This is a genomic window from Umezakia ovalisporum Ak1311 (genome assembly GCF_029891685.1).
GTDB classification, from domain to species: Bacteria; Cyanobacteriota; Cyanobacteriia; order Cyanobacteriales; family Nostocaceae; genus Umezakia; species Umezakia ovalisporum.
In genome coordinates this window covers 17236-35259 of the sequence record NZ_JANQDJ010000027.1, presented here as the reverse complement: position 1 = coordinate 35259, position 18024 = coordinate 17236, and the positions used below count along the sequence as shown (strand labels likewise).

Here is an 18024-nt window from a genome sequence, read left to right as displayed (position 1 = left end):
ATTTTCGTTAGCGCCGAGTTACTAAATCTGCTCCTAAAAGCTTTTCTAGTATTTGGCCACTGAGGGAATCTACCTGTTGCTCTAATGAAGCCAATGCTGATTGTTTTTGTTGCTCAATTTCATTGGAAGCTTTTTCTTTTTCTGCCTGGGCTTCTCGTTGCGCCGCTGCCATCTTCTCAGCAGCGATTTTTTGCGCCTCGGCTTGAGCATCAGCAATAATTTTTTGGGCTTGTCGTCTAGCGTCTGCTAGTTCCTGCTCATATTGTTCTGCCAATTTCTGTGTTTTTGACAAACGTTCCTGTGCTTCTAGTTGATTGTTCCGGATATAATCGTTCCGTTCATCAATAGCGTTGCCCAGTGGTTTGTACAGTGTTGCATTCAATACCAGAGCTAAAACTAGAAACTGAATTGCCATTAAGGGCAGGGTAGCATCTAGATCGAACAGCCCCCCTTCCTTGGCAACCTCTTCTACGGCCAATAAGGTGATCCAGTGTGTCATGGTTGCTAGTTTCCATCTAATATTTTAGTCCTGAGTCCTGAGTTATGAGTTGTAAGTTATGAGTTAATTGCCCAACTCTTAACTTTTTTCTCACTCAGCGAAAAGTTGCAAGGAGGAGCCACTGCGCTCTTGAGTTTTCCCAAGTGTAGCAAGTGGCATAAATTTCCTCCGGGCAAACTTCGGTGACTCAGCACTCAGCATTCTCTTGTTTGTACAGGCGCGATTACTCGCGTTTTAGCACTGATTATGAGAAGGGGTTAGCAAACAGTAGCACTAGGGCAACTACTAGACCGTAGATGGTTAACGCTTCCATGAATGCCAAGCTTAGGAGTAATGTACCGCGAATTTTACCTTCAGCTTCTGGCTGACGTGCAATACCTTCCACAGCTTGTCCCGCCGCGTTACCTTGACCAATACCAGGGCCGATTGCAGCCAAACCAACAGCTAAAGCAGCAGCTAAAACGGAAGCAGCAGAAACCAATGGATCCATGATATTCTTTCCTTATTTTACTGAGTTGTGTGGGTCTAGAAGTCGTGGTGTGTTAGTTGCCATTTGCCATTTGCCGTTGCTCATTGTTGAAAAACTAATGAGTCATGGCTCATGACTCATGACTGTTGAGGGTGTTTAATGCCCCCCATGCTCCTCGCCATGATGTTCTTCCATCGCTTCACCGATGTAAGCCGCGGCTAAGGTGGCAAAAATTAGTGCCTGAATGGCGCTGGTAAATAGTCCCAAAGCCATTACTGGCAAAGGTACAAACAAGGGGACTAGTAATACCAGCACTCCTACTACAAGTTCGTCAGCCAAAATGTTGCCGAATAAACGGAAACTTAGGGAAAGAGGCTTGGTGAAGTCTTCGATAATCTTGAATGGCAACATGAACGACACTGGCTGTACGTAGTTACCAAAATACCCCAAGCCCTTTTTACTGAATCCAGCATAAAAATACGCTAGTGATGTCAGCAACGCTAGGGCAACCGTTGTGTTGATATCACTTGTAGGTGCTGTTAGTTCACCTTCTGGCAAATGAATCAGCTTAAATGGTACTAGCGCCCCTGACCAATTTGACACAAAAATGAACAAAAACAAAGTGCCAACAAAAGGCACCCAGGGGCGATATTCTTTTTCGCCAATTTGGTTTTTAGCCAAATCCCGAATGAATTCCAGGGCGTATTCCATCAGGTTCTGTAACCCACTGGGAATTCTTTTGATGTTACTGCTGGCGGCTAAGGAAACTAGCACTAGCACACCAATAACAAACCATGAGGTGAGAAACACCTGACCATGCAGCTTCAAGTTACCTATTTGCCAGTACAGATGTTTACCCACTTCCAATTCGGCAAGTGGAAAAGAGTAGACGTTCAGAAAATTCAGCATTTTCTTTCTATATCATTCGTTTCTCCAATGTTAACTGGAGAAGAGGAGCAAATTTGCGGTGTGGATATTCCTCACGCAAAGCTTAGGTTAGCTTTTTCAGGTTGTCGGAGCGTTGACTAGTCAGAGACAAAAGCCATCCTAATTATGTAGACGATGAGTGTGGCTTTGTAGGTGAGAAATCCCAAGAATATGGGTAATATTTGTAGTTGATTCCACTGCGATGCTAGCAAAATCAGCGCTACTAATAAGGCTAACCGAGTTTTACTCAGGCTTTTTTTCTCTCTACCTAAACGCTCAACATCTTTTGCCAACATCTTTAAGTAAAGCACACCTGCACACGCCCCTAACAAATAATTCAGGGCAATGTTTAGAGAGTAAGCAATCCACACAGAGATAAAAATTATCCCTGTCAAAGCAAGTGTGGTTACCAGCAACTCTTGGTAGAGTTGATAGAACTCTTGCATGGAAAAGTTGACTGATTCTGTGTCCTCAGAACCAGATTGAGTATCCTGCTGTGTTGTCGGATTGGGGTCAATTGAATCTTCTGACAAGCTCACGATACTTGAAACCGGTACAACCTAACTTATGATGACTGCACATTCAGTCAGCTGAATCATATCACGATCAGGTAACAATACTTTAGGAAAAAACAATTAACTTCTTTTTTCTTTGTTTTTAGTTGTCCGTGGGTAGGGGGAATGGACGGCTTGACTCTTCCCACACCCTCTCGTTGGGTGTTAGCGACGGCAGTTTTGGTTGGGCGAGTTTCTAGTTCGCTTTAGTTTAGCTTGATTTGGGCTGGAATGTTGGACAATCTGGCAGAAACATTTGGCTATCTCTGACAAGGATTGTAGAAGGTTTCTTGGGCAGTTGTCTAAAAAGGTTAATTAGGTGTCAACAAAATCATTTGTAGTTGCACAAGATTTCTGAGTTGATCTAACCCCAGCTGCACTTTGGCTAAAATTTCTGCTACCTTGGTTTGACCATCACATTTTTGCAGAAATTCTAACTCCGCTAGCGAAAGGTTAACGATTTGGTAATTGTAATTAAATACACATTGACTGGGGAACCCATCCATGCAGGGGTTCAGTTCCGGTATGGCTGCTAGTAATGTTTCATCTGCTGACCAGTTGGTTTTTTTTATGGGGGGACGACAGAGGAAAAATTCGTAATGGGTAACTTCAGGGTCCAGTAATTCTATCAGGCGGTAGCGTTGGCGATCGCTCAGATTTTTTGCTTTTGCCATTAACTCTGGTGCTTTGGCTAAAAGTCTTGATAATTGCCAAAAATCGGGGTTAGAAAAACCAAGAAATTCTAAGCCTGAAGCGTCAATTAATTCAAACAGTGTGTCAATGTTGTAGTCAATTTCTTGGGGATGAACGTACATATCAGCAAAACATTCATCTTTGTGGTTTTCTAATGACCAAAGTTCTTTGTCTCGCTTTACAATGCGATTATTTTTTGGCAATGATGCGAATATCTGTCGTCCGACTTCTACTCCATCACGATAATCGCCTTTTTTGTCTCCTTGGAGAAGAGCGATCGCTTTTTGCATGAGTTGAATTTCCCACCGACCGAGTTCGCCATAAACAAAAATGTGCATTATTCCACCGGGAGCTAATTTTTTAGCTAAGGCTTGAATACCACGGATAGGGTCGGGGAGATGATGCAAGACACCGACACAGTTAATCAAGTCAAACTCACCGACTAACTGTTCTACATCGTATAAACTCAGGTGATGAAATTCTACTCTATCTGCACGGGAACGTTCACAGCGTTCTTTGGCTACCTTTAAGGTTCCCGCACTTAAATCAATCCCTACTACCCGGGCTTGGGGGTTGAGGTGGACTAAATATTCTGTACCCACACCGGAACCACAACCCGCATCTAAGATGCGGATATTTTGGTGTGGTGGTTTGCGTCCAGTACAAAAATTGTAAGCAGCTAACCAATTCCAACGCCAATTGTACCCAGGGGGCGGCTCATCTAGTAGGGGTTCTGGGGGGAATGGGTAGGTATCGTAGAGTTTGGCAACAGCAGCACTTACAGCTTGGGAGTGGGACATGATCAAGTAGAACGCAGCACTTCTGAGTTTAGCGGATTGGCAGAGTTATTCACCATCCAGTAAACTGATTCTTTATGTAAAAACAATGGCATTTCATACTATCGTCCCTGAGTACTTTTGATTACACACGGATCTTCTACAGATGACTGGAACTCTGCGGCATAACCTTTGCAGGAAGCTGAGACTAATCGCAGATTGTGTTTTTTGCTGTTGGTGTAGAGGGTGCTGATTTTGACACTTTGAGAACAATTAGTCCAGAGCGTCCGCAGGTGAAATTAAATGGTTTAGATTTTCGCTTTCTGTTTGTTTAGCTTTCTGCAAAATAGTTGATTTTGGGCAAGCTAGAATATGTGGTTATTCCGGCTCAGGAATTTTGATTACAGATTGTACATACTTCTTAATAAATCACTAGAGCAAACGCAAAACGTTCTAATCTAAAGCTAAATGGGTTAATTTACTGGCAGTTTTGCAGGCAGCAATCTACTCCATAATCACATTGATATGTCAAGCCTAAAAATAACCCAGACTTAACACATACATAAATTAAAGGAGTTTTACAAATTCGATGAGTGTTAAGGCAAACCTACTCCACACCCTTAGTGGTGATTCTAGCTTGGTTACCTCAGTAGCATACAGCAATGATGGTCAAACTTTAGCCAGTGGGAGTTGGGACAAGACCATCAAGATATGGAATGTGAACACAGGACAGCTACTGCAAACCCTCAGTGGTCATTCTGACTCGGTTTACTCAGTAGCATACAGCAGTGATGGTCAAACTTTAGCCAGTGGGAGTGTGGACAAGAGCATCAAGATATGGAATGTGAACACAGGACAGCTACTGCAAACCCTCAGTGGTCATTCCGACTCGGTTACCTCAGTACCATACAGCAGTGATGGTCAAACTTTAGCCAGTGGGAGTAGGGACAAAACCATCAAGATATGGAATGTGAACACAGGACAGCTACTGCAAACCCTCAGTGGTCATTCTGACTCGGTTTACTCGGTAGCATACAGCAGTGATGGTCAAACTTTAGCCAGTGGGAGTAGTGACAACACCATCAAGATATGGAATGTGAACACAGGACAGCTACTGCAAACCCTCAGTGGTCATTCTGACTCCATTACCTCACTAGCATACAGCAGTGATGGTCAAACTTTAGCCAGTGGGAGTAGTGACAACACCATCAAGATATGGCAAATTGCAGCATTTACCACTAGGTCATCTTCAGTCCAAACCAATCAATCACAGCAAGCAGCAGTTTCTACACCTCAAAATCAGCCCGTAACAACTCCAGCCCGTCCAATATTTTCTCAAGTCAGTAGGAGTGTTTTGTCAGAAAAAACCCTCAGTGGTCATTGTGACTGGGTTCGGTCAGTAGCATACAGCAGTGATGGTCAAACTTTAGCCAGTGGGAGTGTGGACAAAACCATCAAGATATGGAATGTGAACACAGGACAGCTACTGCAAACCCTCAGTGGTCATTCTAGCTTGGTTACCTCACTAGCATACAGCAGTGATGGTCAAACTTTAGCCAGTGGGAGTGTGGACAACACCATCAAGATATGGAATGTGAACACAGGACAGCTACTGCAAAACTTCAGTGGTCATTGTGACTGGGTTTGGTCAGTAGCATACAGCAGTGATGGTCAAACTTTAGCCAGTGGGAGTGGGGACAACACCATCAAGATATGGCGGATACGGTAAAATAAAAATGTACTTAATTTAACCTCAACAGACTTTAAATAAGGCATGACTACAACAGTGGAACCAGTAGCCGTACAACCACGAACCAAGGTTTTTGATCTTGAAGTTAATGCAATATTTTAAGCTTTATTTTAAGCTTGACACGCCAGCAGGAATAAATACTAATTATCTAAGGCCAATAATCTGGTTTTTGTTTGCTTTCATGGCTTTGAACTGAACCTACTAGACCTGTTGGGAATGACATGGTTGGGTTGATTCTTGTTCAAGTAATTATTAAATTTTTATAAAATAAAAATTTTCTGTAATAAATTATGGTATCTACAGTGCCCCCACATAATACACAAAAAAATAGTTGATTTTGGGCAAGCTGGAATATGTAGTTATTCTGGCTCAGGAATTTTGATTACAGATTGTACATACTTCTTAATAAATCACCAGAGCAAACGCAAAACGTTCTAATCTAAAGCTAACTGGGTTAATTTACTGGCAGTTTTGCAGGCAGCAATCTAGTCTATAATCACACCGATATGTCAAGCCTCAAAACAACCCAGACTTAACACATACATAAATTAAAGGAGTTTTACAAATTCGATGAGTGTTAAGGCAAGTGGTGGAAGCTCGGTTGCGCGTCCGCAACTATATCAAACTCTAACTGTGGCCACAATTTCCCAAGCCGAACAGCAAGACCGCTTTTTGGGTAGCGGGGAACTAGGCGAACTGGCAAGTTATTTTGCCTCTGGTGCAAAACGTCTGGAAATTGCCCAGACGCTGACGGAGAATTCTGAGATTATCGTCTCTCGGGCTGCTAACCGCATTTTTGTGGGTGGTTCCCCCATGGCTTTTTTAGAAAAGCCTAAAGAACAAGAACTAGCTATGGCTACGGCTGGCGGTGGTGCTGAGATGAGTGTCACAGAAGGGATGAAACTGGGGACTGTCACCTATGTGGAAACTCGTGGCGGTTTTTTAGAAAATCTCCGTTCCATATTCAACTCTTCTCCTAGCGGCCCTATTCCTCCGGGTTTTCGACCAATTAATGTTGCCCGTTATGGCCCAAGCAACATGGCTAAGAGCTTACGGGATTTATCCTGGTTCCTCCGCTATGCTACCTACGCCATTGTGGCTGGTGACCCGAATATTATCAGCGTGAATACACGGGGTTTACGGGAAATAATCGAAAATGCTTGCTCTGGGGAAGCAACATTAGTAGCTTTGCAGGAAATTAAAGCAGCATCTCTTTCTTATTTTCGTAAAGATGCTGAGGCTACAGCCATTGTGTCTCAGTATATGGATGTGTTACTGACTGAGTTCAAAGCACCTACACCTTCTAACAAACTCCGTCAACGTCCCTCTGGCGACCAACAAGGTTTACAACTGCCACAAATTTACTTTAATTCCGCAGAACGGCGGCCTAAGTTTGTGATGAAGCCTGGTTTGTCTGCTAGTGAAAAAATCCAGGTTGTGAAAGCAGCTTATCGGCAAATTTTTGAGCGAGACATTACTCGTGCTTATAGTTTGTCTATATCTGACCTGGAATCTAAAGTGAAGAATGGCGATATCTCTATGAAGGAGTTTATCCGCCGTCTTGCTAAATCTCCGCTTTACCAAAAACAGTTTTACCAGCCTTTTATTAACAGCCGAGTTATTGAACTGGCTTTCCGTCACATTTTGGGACGGGGGCCAAGTAGTCGGGAAGAGGTACAAAAATACTTTGCAATTATTTCTAATGGCGGTCTACCAGCTTTAGTTGATGCTTTGGTGGATTCTCAGGAGTATGGCGATTACTTTGGCGAGGAAACAGTACCCTATTTGCGTGGTTTGGGTCAAGAAGCCCAAGAATGTCGTAACTGGGGACTGCAACAAGACTTGTTTAAGTACAGTGCGCCTTTCCGGAAAGTACCTCAGTTTATTACTACTTTTGCTGCTTACGAGCAGCCATTACCTGACCAGCATCCTTATGGTTCTGGTAATGATCCGTTGGAAATTCAATTTGGGGCTATTTTCCCGAAAGAAACTCGCAACCCCAGTAGCAGTCCGGCTCCCTTTGGCAAGGATACCCGACGTATCTTGATTCACCAAGGACCCGGTATTAATAACCAATTGAGTAATCCTCAGGCGCGGGGTGAAGCTCCAAGAACTCTGGGACGCAAGGTGTTTAAGCTGGATCAAATTCCTGCTACTATGAGCAAGAAAGCCGGTAAGGGTGTGAGTGTTAAGTTCTCTGAAAGCTCTACCCAAGCTGTAATCAAAGCTGCTTATTTGCAAGTTTTTGGTCGTGATGTTTACGAAGGTCAACGCCTGAAGGTGGCAGAAATTAAGCTGGAAAATGGCGATATTTCTGTGCGCGAGTTTGTGCGGATGTTGGCTAAGTCGGATTTATTCCGCAAGATGTACTGGACATCGCTGTATGTTTGTAAGGCGATTGAGTACATTCATCGCCGCTTGTTGGGTCGTCCTACCTATGGCCGTCAAGAAAACAACAAGTATTTTGATATTGCGGCCAAGAAGGGCTTCTATGCAGTGGTAGATGCTATTCTTGATACTCAAGAATACAGCGAGGCCTTTGGTGAGGATACAGTTCCTTATGAACGGTATTTGACTGCGGCTGGTGTATCTTTGCGTCATCTGCGGGTTGGTAGTATTCGCGAAGATGTGGGTGCGAAGGTTGAGAAGGTGGAAACACCCCGGTTTGTGGAGTTGGGTGAGGTTGCTGAAAAACGCACAGAACCAGATATCCAATTCCGCATTAATCAAGGTGTTACTAAGAAGCGCGAACAAACCAAAGTCTTTAAGTTGGTGGCAAACACTGGCGATAAAGTAGCAGTGAAAACTTTGATTAGTGCTGCTTACCGTCAGATTTTTGAGCGTGACATTGCACCTTACATTGTCAAAAATGAATTTACAGCTTTAGAAAGTAAGCTGGGTAACGGTGAAATCAGCGTTAAGGAATTTATTACAGGTTTGGGTTACTCAAACCTGTACTTGAAGGAGTTTTATACACCTTATCCCAACACTAAGGTGATTGAGTTGGGTACTAAGCATTTCTTGGGACGTGCGCCCATAGACCAGGGAGAAATCCGTAAGTATAACCAAATTTTGGCTACTCAGGGGATTCGTGCTTTTATTACAGCTATGGTGGAAAGTGCGGAATATGGTGAGGCTTTTGGTGAGGATACGGTTCCTTACCGTCGTTTCCCCACTTTACCTGCGGCTAATTTCCCGAATACGCAAAAGCTTTACAATCAACTGACTAAGCAAAATAATGATTTGGTTGTACCTAGCTTTGAGACTGTGAAGCCGCGCATTGCTTCCGCGAATACGCCAATTTTAGCGAAGGCAATAGCAGATTTGGCAGTTAAAGCCAAGCAAATGGACAAAACCAAGCCGTTGTTCATTGAGTTAGGTCGCTCCTTCAATGATGGTCGTGGTCAGTCTGTGGAAGTGGGTGTGGGTACAAGTCGCCGTAAACCTGCACGTATTAACCGCATGACCGTGAATGCTACCCAAGCAGAGAAAGAACAGGTAATTAATGCTGCTTACTGCCAAGTTTTGGATGTGTTTAGCGGTCAAGTTCCTGGAGAATACCGCCGTTCCAACTTAGATAGTAAACTGCGGAATGGGGAAATTTCTGTGCGGGAGTTTGTCCGGGAATTGGCTAGTTCGGAAATCTACCGTAAGCGTTTCTATACGCCTTATCCCAATACTAAGGTGATTGAGTTCTTATTCCGTCACTTGTTGGGACGGGCTCCAGCTACTCAAGGGGAAATCCGTCAATATAACAAGTTGCTGGCTGATAGCGGTTTACGGGCTGCTGTGGAAGCAATTGTAGATAGTCAAGAGTATGGGCGTTTCTTTGGTGAGGATGTAGTGCCTTATCAGCGTTACCCATCATTACCTGCTGGTAATTATTTGGGTAGTGTGAAAGCTGCTGCTGACTTGGTGAAACAATCTTGGTCTAGTTTGTCACCTGCTGTATTAACAGGAAGACCAAGCGATCGCTAAGGTTTAGGAATTGGGGATGGAGGTCAGAGTTTTCTCAATCCTCTATTCCCGATACTCAATAGTCAATAATCGCTGTTTTCCTTGTGTAACAAAGCTTTCCGGTAGCAATTGGCTGATAAATCTGAAAGGTAATGTTACAAACTATTAAGAAGAGTCATAAATGCTCAACGAAATGCCGGAAAATGTTTTGCGGAAGGTAGTTGTGTTTTCCAGCCAACTCGTTATGTGATAGCTATGGCAATTGTCTAATTGTGATATCTAAAGCCGCGACCAAAGGAAGCCACTACCATAACAAATTTAAATTGCACCAGTTTATTAAATTCTGGTTTCATTAGTACTGGAGGAATCCATTAATGAGTATCGTCACGAAGTCCATCGTGAATGCTGATGCAGAAGCCCGCTATCTTAGCCCTGGCGAACTGGATCGTATCAAAAGCTTTGTTTCTGGTGGTGAGCGTCGCCTCCGCATCGCTCAGATTTTGACCGAAAACCGCGAACGCATTGTCAAGCAAGCTGGAGATCAGCTGTTCCAAAAGCGCCCTGATGTTGTTTCTCCCGGTGGTAACGCTTATGGTCAAGAAATGACAGCTACTTGTCTACGTGACTTAGATTACTACCTCCGCCTTGTAACCTACGGAATCGTTTCTGGTGATGTTACCCCCATCGAAGAAATTGGTGTTGTGGGTGTGCGCGAAATGTACAAGTCCCTGGGTACTCCTATTGATGCTGTAGCTAGCGGCGTTAGCGCTATGAAGAATGTTGCTGCTACCTTGCTGTCTGGCGAAGACTCTGCTGAAGCCGGGGCTTACTTTGACTATTTAGTTGGTGCGATGCAGTAAGCTGAAGTGTTTTTACTTCTGCTGAAACATAAGTATTGCAATCAGGTTGGAAATAAGGAAATAACAACATGCAAGACGCAATTACCTCTGTAATTAACGCTTCAGATGTTCAAGGTAAGTATTTGGACACTGCTGCTCTAGCAAAGCTCAAAGGCTACTTCGCGACTGGTGAACTGCGTGTCCGTGCTGCTACCACTATCAGTGCTAACGCAGCTGCCATCGTTAAAGAAGCAGTAGCTAAATCTTTGTTATATTCTGATATCACCCGTCCCGGTGGTAACATGTACACCACTCGTCGTTATGCTGCTTGCATCCGCGACTTGGATTACTACCTGCGTTACGCTACCTACGCTATGCTGGCTGGCGATGCTTCTATCTTAGATGAGCGCGTATTGAATGGTTTGAAAGAAACCTACAACTCCTTGGGTGTTCCCGTAGGTGCTACTGTACAAGCTATCCAAGCAATCAAAGAAGTAACTGCTAGCTTAGTAGGCCCAGATGCTGGCAAAGAAATGGGCGTTTACTTAGACTATATCTCCTCTGGCTTGAGCTAAAAGCTATTTACACTTAAGAAATTAGGTGTGGCTTGATTGAGGTCTGGAAATTAATTGTGAGTGCTAGAACGTTCTACTGCTTATGTTTTCAATGAGTGCTAGCGGTCTGGTGTTGATAGTTAATTTCCGGACTTGGAGTGGTTAATTTAAATACTTTGATAAAATATGCACTCCCATTTTTTTTTGAAATAAAAAAAGTTTTCACAATCACCATAGGAGATATAAAATATGGGGCGTTTATTTAAAATTACTGCTTGTGTACCCAGCCAAACTCGGATTCGTACCCAAAGAGAGTTGCAAAATACTTACTTCACTAAGCTAGTTCCTTATGAGAATTGGTTCCGTGAACAGCAACGGATTCAAAAAATGGGAGGCAAAATTGTGAAGGTAGAATTAGCAACTGGTAAGCAAGGTACTAACGCTGGGTTGATGTAGTTAATATAAGGGACATCATTCTAGGGAGTTGTCAAGAGGTCGAGAAAGACCTCTTTTTTGTAGGGGATTGTTAAATGTGGAGTGCATAAAAATTGGTTAATTTCGGGTTTTGGTGGTGGTTGGGGTAGAATTGCTGCACGACTGAGAAAAGTTATGTTAAGGATATTGAACAAGCGATCGCTGGTGTGAGAATGTTGTGAAAACCGGCAGAAACAGTAAAAAAGCGGTTGGTGTTACCTGATTTTAAGGGTGCTGTGCAAACAGTAGATCATATTATGAGTTATAAGTTGTGAGTTATTACTTGTAGCTAATGGTGAATCTACGTTTCCTGATTCCAGTTTTTGATGATTCTGTTTCCACTTGGGCATTAGAGGCGCGGTTACTGCGCTGGCTAACGTTGACGTGGCTGTTTGTGGGATTAGTGATGCTGTTTTCAGCATCCTATCCTGTGGCTGATGGGCGTCAAGGTGATGGACTTTACTATTTTAAGCGGCAACTTATTTGGGTATTCTTTGCCCTGATAGGGTTTAATATAATTGTCCATCTTCCTTTACGGAAAGTTTTGGCTAAGACTCATTGGTTTATAGCGGTGTTTTTGCTGTTAATATTCGCTACATTAGTGCCAGGAGTAGGTAAAAAAGCTTTTGATGCAGCACGTTGGATAGCTATTGGGCCAGTTCCCTTGCAACCTTCAGAGTTAATTAAACCGTTTTTGGTATTGCAAAGTGCGCGACTGTTCAGCCAGTGGAATCGGTTGAGTTGGGCGGTGCGTTTAACTTGGTTGGGTATTTTTGGTGTAGTGTTGTTGGGAATTTTGGCACAGCCTAACTTAAGTACAGCTGCATTGTGTGGGATGACTATTTGGTTAATTGCTTTGGCCGCTGGATTACCTTACAAATATTTGGCAGGAACGGCATTTGGTGGGGTAATGTTAGCGTTAATTAGTATTAGCCTGAAAGAGTATCAGCGCAAACGTGTGATGTCATTCCTTAATCCTTGGGCTGACCCTACAGGTGATGGGTACCAATTAGTACAAAGTTTGTTAGCAGTGGGTTCTGGTCAAACTTGGGGCGCTGGGTTTGGACTGTCCCAGCAAAAGCTGTTTTATTTGCCAATTCAAGACACTGATTTTATTTTTGCTGTCTTCGCTGAAGAATTTGGCTTTGTGGGGAGTATTGTGTTGTTGTTTCTTTTGGCTTTGTTCGCTACCCTAGGATTAGTTGTGGCATTAAAGGCCAAGACCATAGTTAATCGCTTAGTAGCGATGGGAATTACAATTGTAATTATAGGACAATCATTACTGCATATTGCTGTTGCTACAGGTGCATTACCCACCACAGGCTTACCTTTGCCCATGTTTAGCTATGGTGGTAATTCCATGATTTCTAGCTTATTCGGCGCAGGTTTGTTGATTCGGGTAGCCCGTGAGAGTAGTGAAGCAGAGGTTGTACCACTACGAAAACCCCAGTCTGAAAACTTTCGTCGGCATAGGATGTTTCAAAAAAGATAAAAATCCTAAATTCGCAGTCCCATAATTATTAAATCTCTTTCTACGCCGTCAAGTTCTGCCACTTGTGGCAAATGTCCCCATTGTTGAAACCCGAATTTGGCAAATAGCTTTAGACTCGGTTGATTGTGGGCAAAAATAAAGCCCAAAAGTGTTTTTATTCTTAAATTGGGACTTGCTTTAATTGCCTGGGCGAGAAGTCGGCTTCCTAAACCACATTGATGGACAGAAGGGGCAATATAAATACTAACTTCGGCAGTGGCACCATAGGCTGGCCGGCCATAAAATGATTTAAAACTCAGCCACCCAACAACTATATGTTCCTTTTCTATCACCCAAATTGGTCTTTGTAAAGGCCCTCGCCCTTGAAACCAAGCCAGGCGACTTTGTACAGAGACAGGTTCTAAATCTGCTGTTGCTTTACGGCTGGGAATTGCTGCATTATAAATTGCCACTATTGCCGGTAAATCAGTTTCGTTCGCATTGCGGATGGTCATTAGCTGCTCTTGGGGATGAAATTTGAGAAAACACATAAAATAATACCAAAAGTAATACCAAAAGCATAAATTATTTGTAATCAGAATAAATGGAGAAGATATAGGGAACATTACTGAAATATGCTCATGAAAATAAAAATCTGGTGCATTTTCTTGATGTAGTTTGTATTGAATTAGAAACCTCAATTACAGATGCTAAAACAGTGAAAAACCGCTTTTTTAGTTTCAAGTGCGATTGTGTAAGAATATGTTTACCTCTCCAGACTCAAAAATTCTAATTATGCCTTCCTTGGCTCAGGTGCAAGATGTAAGTCAAATTTGCCTTTGCTTCTTGGAGAAACTGAAGTTTTGATTTGTGGATAATTCATCCAAGAGAAACAGATAAATCTGTGATAGCAGGAATAATAAATATTTTTTCCCAATTATATATACCGCTGTTATGGAGTTTCCCAGTCTGGTAGGTACAAATTGATCTGAGGTTAATTCTTTCTTAGTACTTACAAATGTGGGTAGCACTTGTAAGTAGCTGAACCTCATAAAGGTAATATCTATGGTTTGTGAGAGCTAATGTCCATAACCCAGCAAAAATCTATATTTCCCTGGGTTATACTAGCTATAACTTGTTCTCAGAATATGTCTACAACATCAAAATTTAGGATTTTCTTAGAATTAAATTTGGGGCTAAATTTTTGTAACTATAGTTACAAATAAATTCTCGATATTTCAAACTATTGAATAACTCATTTGCACTAAAGGTAGAGGTTATTTCTATTAGCCATATCTAGGATTAATTTAGTAGTCTATAAAATTTACGCCTAGATTTTTATGTCTAATAATTTAGTCAAAAATCCTGAAACTTCTGAAGAACATAAGAGTGAGAAAGATTCGAGTGTAAACTTGGATGTAGCCCTATTTTTCAGTAAATTAAAAACTGGAGTTTGGCTTTTAGGTATTCCTGCTTGGGTTTTGGGAATAGCCGATAAAAGTTTAGATGCATTTGCTGATGGATATTTATCTAGTTTAGAAGTTTTTCATGTCTTGACTAACAGTTTGTTTTTTTTGAGTTGGCTGTATTTAAAACCTGAAATTAAAGATAATCAATTCCACGTTAATAAACTTGGTTTAAAAAAACGACACATGATCAGCCAAGAGTATATTTTACCTTTTCCTTACCTTTGCCAAATTTATCATTTGTTGAATTTAAAACATTTAGAAACAGTTCATAACTTTAGCTTGAATAATTTAAAAGTTGTCAATGTGAGTTATTTTCAACCTACAAATATTGGTGGAATCATTAAATTTAAAACAATTTTGAATTCTCCGGCTAATCCTTTGAGAATTTGGAGAAAACCGATTGTAGAGGTGGATTTAATCTTACATACGCCTTATACCATTGAGTTAAGTATACCAGTTTACAATAATAAAAGAATAATTGTAATATTTCAAGCTTTTCCTTTAACTGATAAAGAACATCAGTTATTTATAGATATTTACAGCGATTTAAATTGGCCTAAACCACTGCTGCAAATAGTATTACATTTTGCTTGTTGTTTGACTTTGCTTGAAGATTTACCTTATTTACGCAATTTAGCTAACAAAAATATTGAGCGTTTATTCAAATTAAGCAAGTTTTCTAATAATGCAAGTCTGCTACTCTTTAAAAGATTTGTAGAACTGTATGGCACAAGTGGAAATTCAACTAACCTAATTGAAGACAAAAATTAATTTTGTGTTAATTTGCGACCTGTTAAGTTGGATAAAACCTCACTTCAGCCTATGCCGTGATGGTCGAAATAATATCAGCAATTTACCTTTGACGAAATGTGATGAAAAGGTCATTTCTAAAATATATTTTAGTAATTAGTTTTACTTATGTATTGGAACGTAATGCTCACCTACATTCACTATTTTTAACTATTTCCTTGAAGTTTGCCAAATTAGGAGGTGTGACGGCAGATAAGTAGTCTTATTAAGTCTGGCTAATTAGTGAGAATTAAGTGATAAACTACTCCATAACATTCATAAAATCAGGGTCAATAAAATCACTGTTTGCCTGGGAATTGTTATTTGGTTGAGGTAAAACCTTCTCAGGCTCTTTTACAGTATGTAAATTAGCGTGTTTAACCAGATGAAGAGCGCTATCCATAGCTGCGGAAAATGTATCAGTTTGCGTGGAGTCCATTAGTCTCTGCATCAGGACTAATGCACGATTAACGACTTTGGATACACTATCCGTTTCGGTTCTGTCACCTTCGGTTAGTACTAGCTCATAATTTTCTTCCTTGATTGTAGCAGTCATACTCCAGACATTTTTAGAACCCCGGCGTTTTTGCAGCCTACGCCGGGAAATTTTTTGTCTTACCAAATCCATGTTAATTATTAATCTTTTGTCTTCCATACAGACCTATAACATTATCATATACAGGGTTAGGAGTAACATGGAACTTGGACGAACGAGACGCTTTATCAACAACTAGATAAGCACTACCCCCAGTGAGAATATAGCGAGAAATTTTATGAAAGTAGCTAGACCACACAGCCTGAGTTTTGCCCATCACCGACTTAAACCAATTGTCTATTTCATCTCGCACAATGGCAGAAAAGTCATACCCATCAATGATATAGTCCCTAAACTCTAGGCAATTCATAATGGCATCTGCTTCTAAGTAAGCCATATCTGCTCTGTCAGCCGTAATAACCCGTCTAATTTCTGTGGCGAGGTCAAATGTACCCCCTTTAGGACTTCTCAAACTTGCTTCTGCTAACACATAGCCATCATACTCCACCAAAATGGAATCAATGGTGGCTCCCCCTAAATTCAGAACTCCCGTATACTGACCTTTAATTTGAGGTTCACGATCATTGAGCAGATACCAAGCTCCCAAACCTTCCTCAAAAACAGTAACAGACTGCACTTTTATTGAGATATCCTGCCCGTCAATGGTAGCTTCTGTAGTTCCCTTGAGCTTTCGCTCTAGAAGATTTTGATAAAGTTCCGCTTCTGTGGCATTGACTTTCACTACTAGGGTCACTTGTTTCTCATTGGGAAAAAGTTTACCGATGCATGGCAGCAAATAAAGCAAGCATTCATCAAATTTAGGCCGATTGTATACCCTTTCATACCTGGGTTGTCTTGATGCAGCCTCGCCGATAACATAGCGAATTCCGTTGTATTCAGGGCTACCCTCTGATGTGTGAATCTCTACAAAAGATGACTGATCATTCATGCGTGTTGGTTTACGATTCCCAGATAGCCAAGCATATAAAGATGCTAGCTTGATGATATTCTTACCATCGAACAGAAGGATTGAGCGGTTACCAGGGTCAAAAACGACTTCAATGGCTGTTTTTTGAGCAGGAGCGGTTAAAAATTCCGTTTCTTTTGACAAGCCACTTTGAATGGAAGCCCGTGTATTCGCCTCCGTTTGCACTTCTAACTCAGATTCTGCAGGAAGTTGGTCGTTAAGTTCATCTAGTTTGAACTTTTGGAAGCTGACATCTCTAGCCATGTGTTAATTTATACCTCAATATTTGTACGGGTTGGCAAAAAAACAATAAATTTAAACAACCTTAACTAAATTTCAGAATTAAGGCATATCAGTAACCTTACTAACCGCGTTAATTCTATCAACTAAAGCCTAAATTAGCATGAGTTAAACAAATCTAATATGGTTAGTTGGATTGGCAAATACTTTAATAGAGCCCGGTAATATTTGGGTAACTATCCTTCTCAGTAATACATATTACCTTACCCAAGTCAAGGCAAATCGGGTTTTTTACCTTATGCGCTTCAGTGAATATATATGTATCTATATTGTATATATATACATATACTTCCGCAGGACTTACTCAACTCGTACAAATAGGGAGCGGGCATATATATCCCCGCGACGCGAAAATTTAAATCAAACCAAGCACATGGGAATATTTGGTCGTTTAAGTTGCTGAATTAAATAATTACATAAAAGGACAATAATAGACTTTCTCTAAACTATTAATATAAATCATTAAACTGTGTACCGCATACCATGTGTCCATCAAAACAGTATCGAACGGTAAAAGCTTTTGATACACCAGGTTTTCCAGCATATCTTTCACATGATGTATCTTGTTTTTACCATCCACATCAGGATTAAAAATGCGGTAATCTATTACCTAAAATCTTTTAAATTTAGGATTTACACACACACGACTAACTATACCAATTTCTTCGAGTAGGCCATGTTCGTTACCACTATATTGTCTCCTCACTATCTCTATCTCTTGAGAATATCTTTTGTCTAAAACGCTATCATCAAATATGATGTAACCATTAGCATCTGGTTCAACCATTTCTTTCACATTTTCCCATACTAACCGAGGTGTTAAGTTTTCTCTCCTCAAATAATAATTAATTGCATCATGGCTAATCTGCTCTAAATGCTCTGCTAAATTGGTAATTGTATAATTAATTTGACTGCTTAACAAATATTGGCAGTAGTTCAATTTTGTAAATCTCATGCTTATTACTAACATTTATCTCATACAACCTCTACCCATTTTCTCA

The 18024-nt window shown here is 41.2% G+C and carries 15 protein-coding genes and 1 pseudogene; 7 read left to right on the top strand and 9 right to left on the bottom strand.

Going from position 1 to position 18024, the window contains the following annotated elements:
- Positions 1 to 7: 7 nt before the first annotated feature.
- The 5 genes from NWP25_RS03970 to NWP25_RS03950 all read right to left on the bottom strand — a co-directional run bounded on the left by NWP25_RS03970 (position 8) and on the right by NWP25_RS03950 (position 3942).
- Entirely contained in the window at positions 8 to 499 is a 492-nt protein-coding gene (locus NWP25_RS03970) for a F0F1 ATP synthase subunit B' (protein WP_280649593.1), read from the bottom strand.
- Positions 500 to 743: 244 nt separating this feature from the next.
- Positions 744 to 989 (bottom strand): ATP synthase F0 subunit C, encoded by a 246-nt coding sequence (atpE, locus tag NWP25_RS03965; protein WP_200988381.1) that lies wholly within the window; start codon positions 987 to 989, stop codon positions 744 to 746.
- Positions 990 to 1124: 135 nt separating this feature from the next.
- Positions 1125 to 1877 (bottom strand): F0F1 ATP synthase subunit A, encoded by a 753-nt coding sequence (atpB, locus tag NWP25_RS03960; protein ID WP_280649592.1) that lies wholly within the window; start codon positions 1875 to 1877, stop codon positions 1125 to 1127.
- A gap of 116 nt (positions 1878 to 1993) precedes the next feature.
- Positions 1994 to 2434, bottom strand: a complete 441-nt coding sequence (locus NWP25_RS03955; RefSeq protein WP_280649591.1) for an ATP synthase subunit I — start codon at positions 2432 to 2434, stop codon at positions 1994 to 1996.
- A gap of 326 nt (positions 2435 to 2760) precedes the next feature.
- On the bottom strand, positions 2761 to 3942 hold the full coding sequence (locus NWP25_RS03950; protein WP_280698905.1) for a class I SAM-dependent methyltransferase: 1182 nt from the start codon (positions 3940 to 3942) through the stop codon (positions 2761 to 2763).
- A gap of 565 nt (positions 3943 to 4507) precedes the next feature.
- On the opposite strand from NWP25_RS03950, the gene NWP25_RS03945 reads away from it, so the two are divergent.
- From NWP25_RS03945 to NWP25_RS03920, 6 genes are all read left to right on the top strand, one after another.
- Positions 4508 to 5647 carry a WD40 repeat domain-containing protein gene (locus NWP25_RS03945; RefSeq protein WP_280698903.1) on the top strand — a complete coding sequence of 380 codons (1140 nt, stop codon included), beginning with the start codon at positions 4508 to 4510 and terminating at the stop codon, positions 5645 to 5647.
- A gap of 591 nt (positions 5648 to 6238) precedes the next feature.
- Positions 6239 to 9646: a phycobilisome rod-core linker polypeptide gene (locus NWP25_RS03940; protein ID WP_280649588.1), complete on the top strand. Its 3408-nt coding sequence runs from the start codon at positions 6239 to 6241 to the stop codon at positions 9644 to 9646.
- A gap of 353 nt (positions 9647 to 9999) precedes the next feature.
- On the top strand, positions 10000 to 10485 hold the full coding sequence (gene apcA, locus NWP25_RS03935) for an allophycocyanin subunit alpha (protein ID WP_280649587.1): 486 nt from the start codon (positions 10000 to 10002) through the stop codon (positions 10483 to 10485).
- A 68-nt stretch (positions 10486 to 10553) separates the two neighbouring features.
- Complete coding sequence (apcB, locus tag NWP25_RS03930; protein ID WP_280649586.1) at positions 10554 to 11039, top strand: allophycocyanin subunit beta; 486 nt, start codon at positions 10554 to 10556, stop codon at positions 11037 to 11039.
- Between the two features lie 228 nt (positions 11040 to 11267).
- Positions 11268 to 11474: a phycobilisome linker polypeptide gene (locus tag NWP25_RS03925; protein WP_280649585.1), complete on the top strand. Its 207-nt coding sequence runs from the start codon at positions 11268 to 11270 to the stop codon at positions 11472 to 11474.
- Between the two features lie 313 nt (positions 11475 to 11787).
- Positions 11788 to 12984 (top strand): FtsW/RodA/SpoVE family cell cycle protein, encoded by a 1197-nt coding sequence (locus tag NWP25_RS03920; RefSeq protein ID WP_280649633.1) that lies wholly within the window; start codon positions 11788 to 11790, stop codon positions 12982 to 12984.
- Between the two features lie 5 nt (positions 12985 to 12989).
- On the opposite strand, the gene NWP25_RS03915 is transcribed toward NWP25_RS03920, so the two are convergent.
- On the bottom strand, positions 12990 to 13478 hold the full coding sequence (locus tag NWP25_RS03915; RefSeq protein WP_280649632.1) for a GNAT family N-acetyltransferase: 489 nt from the start codon (positions 13476 to 13478) through the stop codon (positions 12990 to 12992).
- An 825-nt stretch (positions 13479 to 14303) separates the two neighbouring features.
- Between NWP25_RS03915 and NWP25_RS03910 the strand changes: the two genes are divergently transcribed.
- Complete coding sequence (locus NWP25_RS03910) at positions 14304 to 15203, top strand: hypothetical protein (RefSeq protein ID WP_280649584.1); 900 nt, start codon at positions 14304 to 14306, stop codon at positions 15201 to 15203.
- A 280-nt stretch (positions 15204 to 15483) separates the two neighbouring features.
- On the opposite strand, the gene NWP25_RS03905 is transcribed toward NWP25_RS03910, so the two are convergent.
- From NWP25_RS03905 to NWP25_RS18785, 3 genes and pseudogenes are all read right to left on the bottom strand, one after another.
- Positions 15484 to 15849 (bottom strand): hypothetical protein, encoded by a 366-nt coding sequence (locus NWP25_RS03905; protein WP_280649583.1) that lies wholly within the window; start codon positions 15847 to 15849, stop codon positions 15484 to 15486.
- 1 nt (position 15850) lies between these two features.
- Complete coding sequence (locus tag NWP25_RS03900; protein WP_280649582.1) at positions 15851 to 16987, bottom strand: ParM/StbA family protein; 1137 nt, start codon at positions 16985 to 16987, stop codon at positions 15851 to 15853.
- Positions 16988 to 17444: 457 nt separating this feature from the next.
- Positions 17445 to 17978, bottom strand: a pseudogene (locus NWP25_RS18785) (IS701 family transposase); the annotation flags it as partial.
- Positions 17979 to 18024: the final 46 nt, after the last annotated feature.

Coding starts and splice junctions, on each gene's coding strand:
- apcB (WP_280649586.1), top strand. CDS start 10,554: ATGCAAGACGCAATTACCTCTGTAATTAACGCTTCAGATGTTCAAGGT.
- NWP25_RS03940 (WP_280649588.1), top strand. CDS start 6,239: ATGAGTGTTAAGGCAAGTGGTGGAAGCTCGGTTGCGCGTCCGCAACTA.
- NWP25_RS03925 (WP_280649585.1), top strand. CDS start 11,268: ATGGGGCGTTTATTTAAAATTACTGCTTGTGTACCCAGCCAAACTCGG.
- NWP25_RS03910 (WP_280649584.1), top strand. CDS start 14,304: ATGTCTAATAATTTAGTCAAAAATCCTGAAACTTCTGAAGAACATAAG.
- NWP25_RS03900 (WP_280649582.1), bottom strand. CDS start 16,987: ATGGCTAGAGATGTCAGCTTCCAAAAGTTCAAACTAGATGAACTTAAC.
- NWP25_RS03945 (WP_280698903.1), top strand. CDS start 4,508: ATGAGTGTTAAGGCAAACCTACTCCACACCCTTAGTGGTGATTCTAGC.
- NWP25_RS03905 (WP_280649583.1), bottom strand. CDS start 15,849: ATGGATTTGGTAAGACAAAAAATTTCCCGGCGTAGGCTGCAAAAACGC.
- NWP25_RS03970 (WP_280649593.1), bottom strand. CDS start 499: ATGACACACTGGATCACCTTATTGGCCGTAGAAGAGGTTGCCAAGGAA.
- apcA (WP_280649587.1), top strand. CDS start 10,000: ATGAGTATCGTCACGAAGTCCATCGTGAATGCTGATGCAGAAGCCCGC.
- atpE (WP_200988381.1), bottom strand. CDS start 989: ATGGATCCATTGGTTTCTGCTGCTTCCGTTTTAGCTGCTGCTTTAGCT.
- NWP25_RS03915 (WP_280649632.1), bottom strand. CDS start 13,478: ATGACCATCCGCAATGCGAACGAAACTGATTTACCGGCAATAGTGGCA.
- atpB (WP_280649592.1), bottom strand. CDS start 1,877: ATGCTGAATTTTCTGAACGTCTACTCTTTTCCACTTGCCGAATTGGAA.
- NWP25_RS03950 (WP_280698905.1), bottom strand. CDS start 3,942: ATGTCCCACTCCCAAGCTGTAAGTGCTGCTGTTGCCAAACTCTACGAT.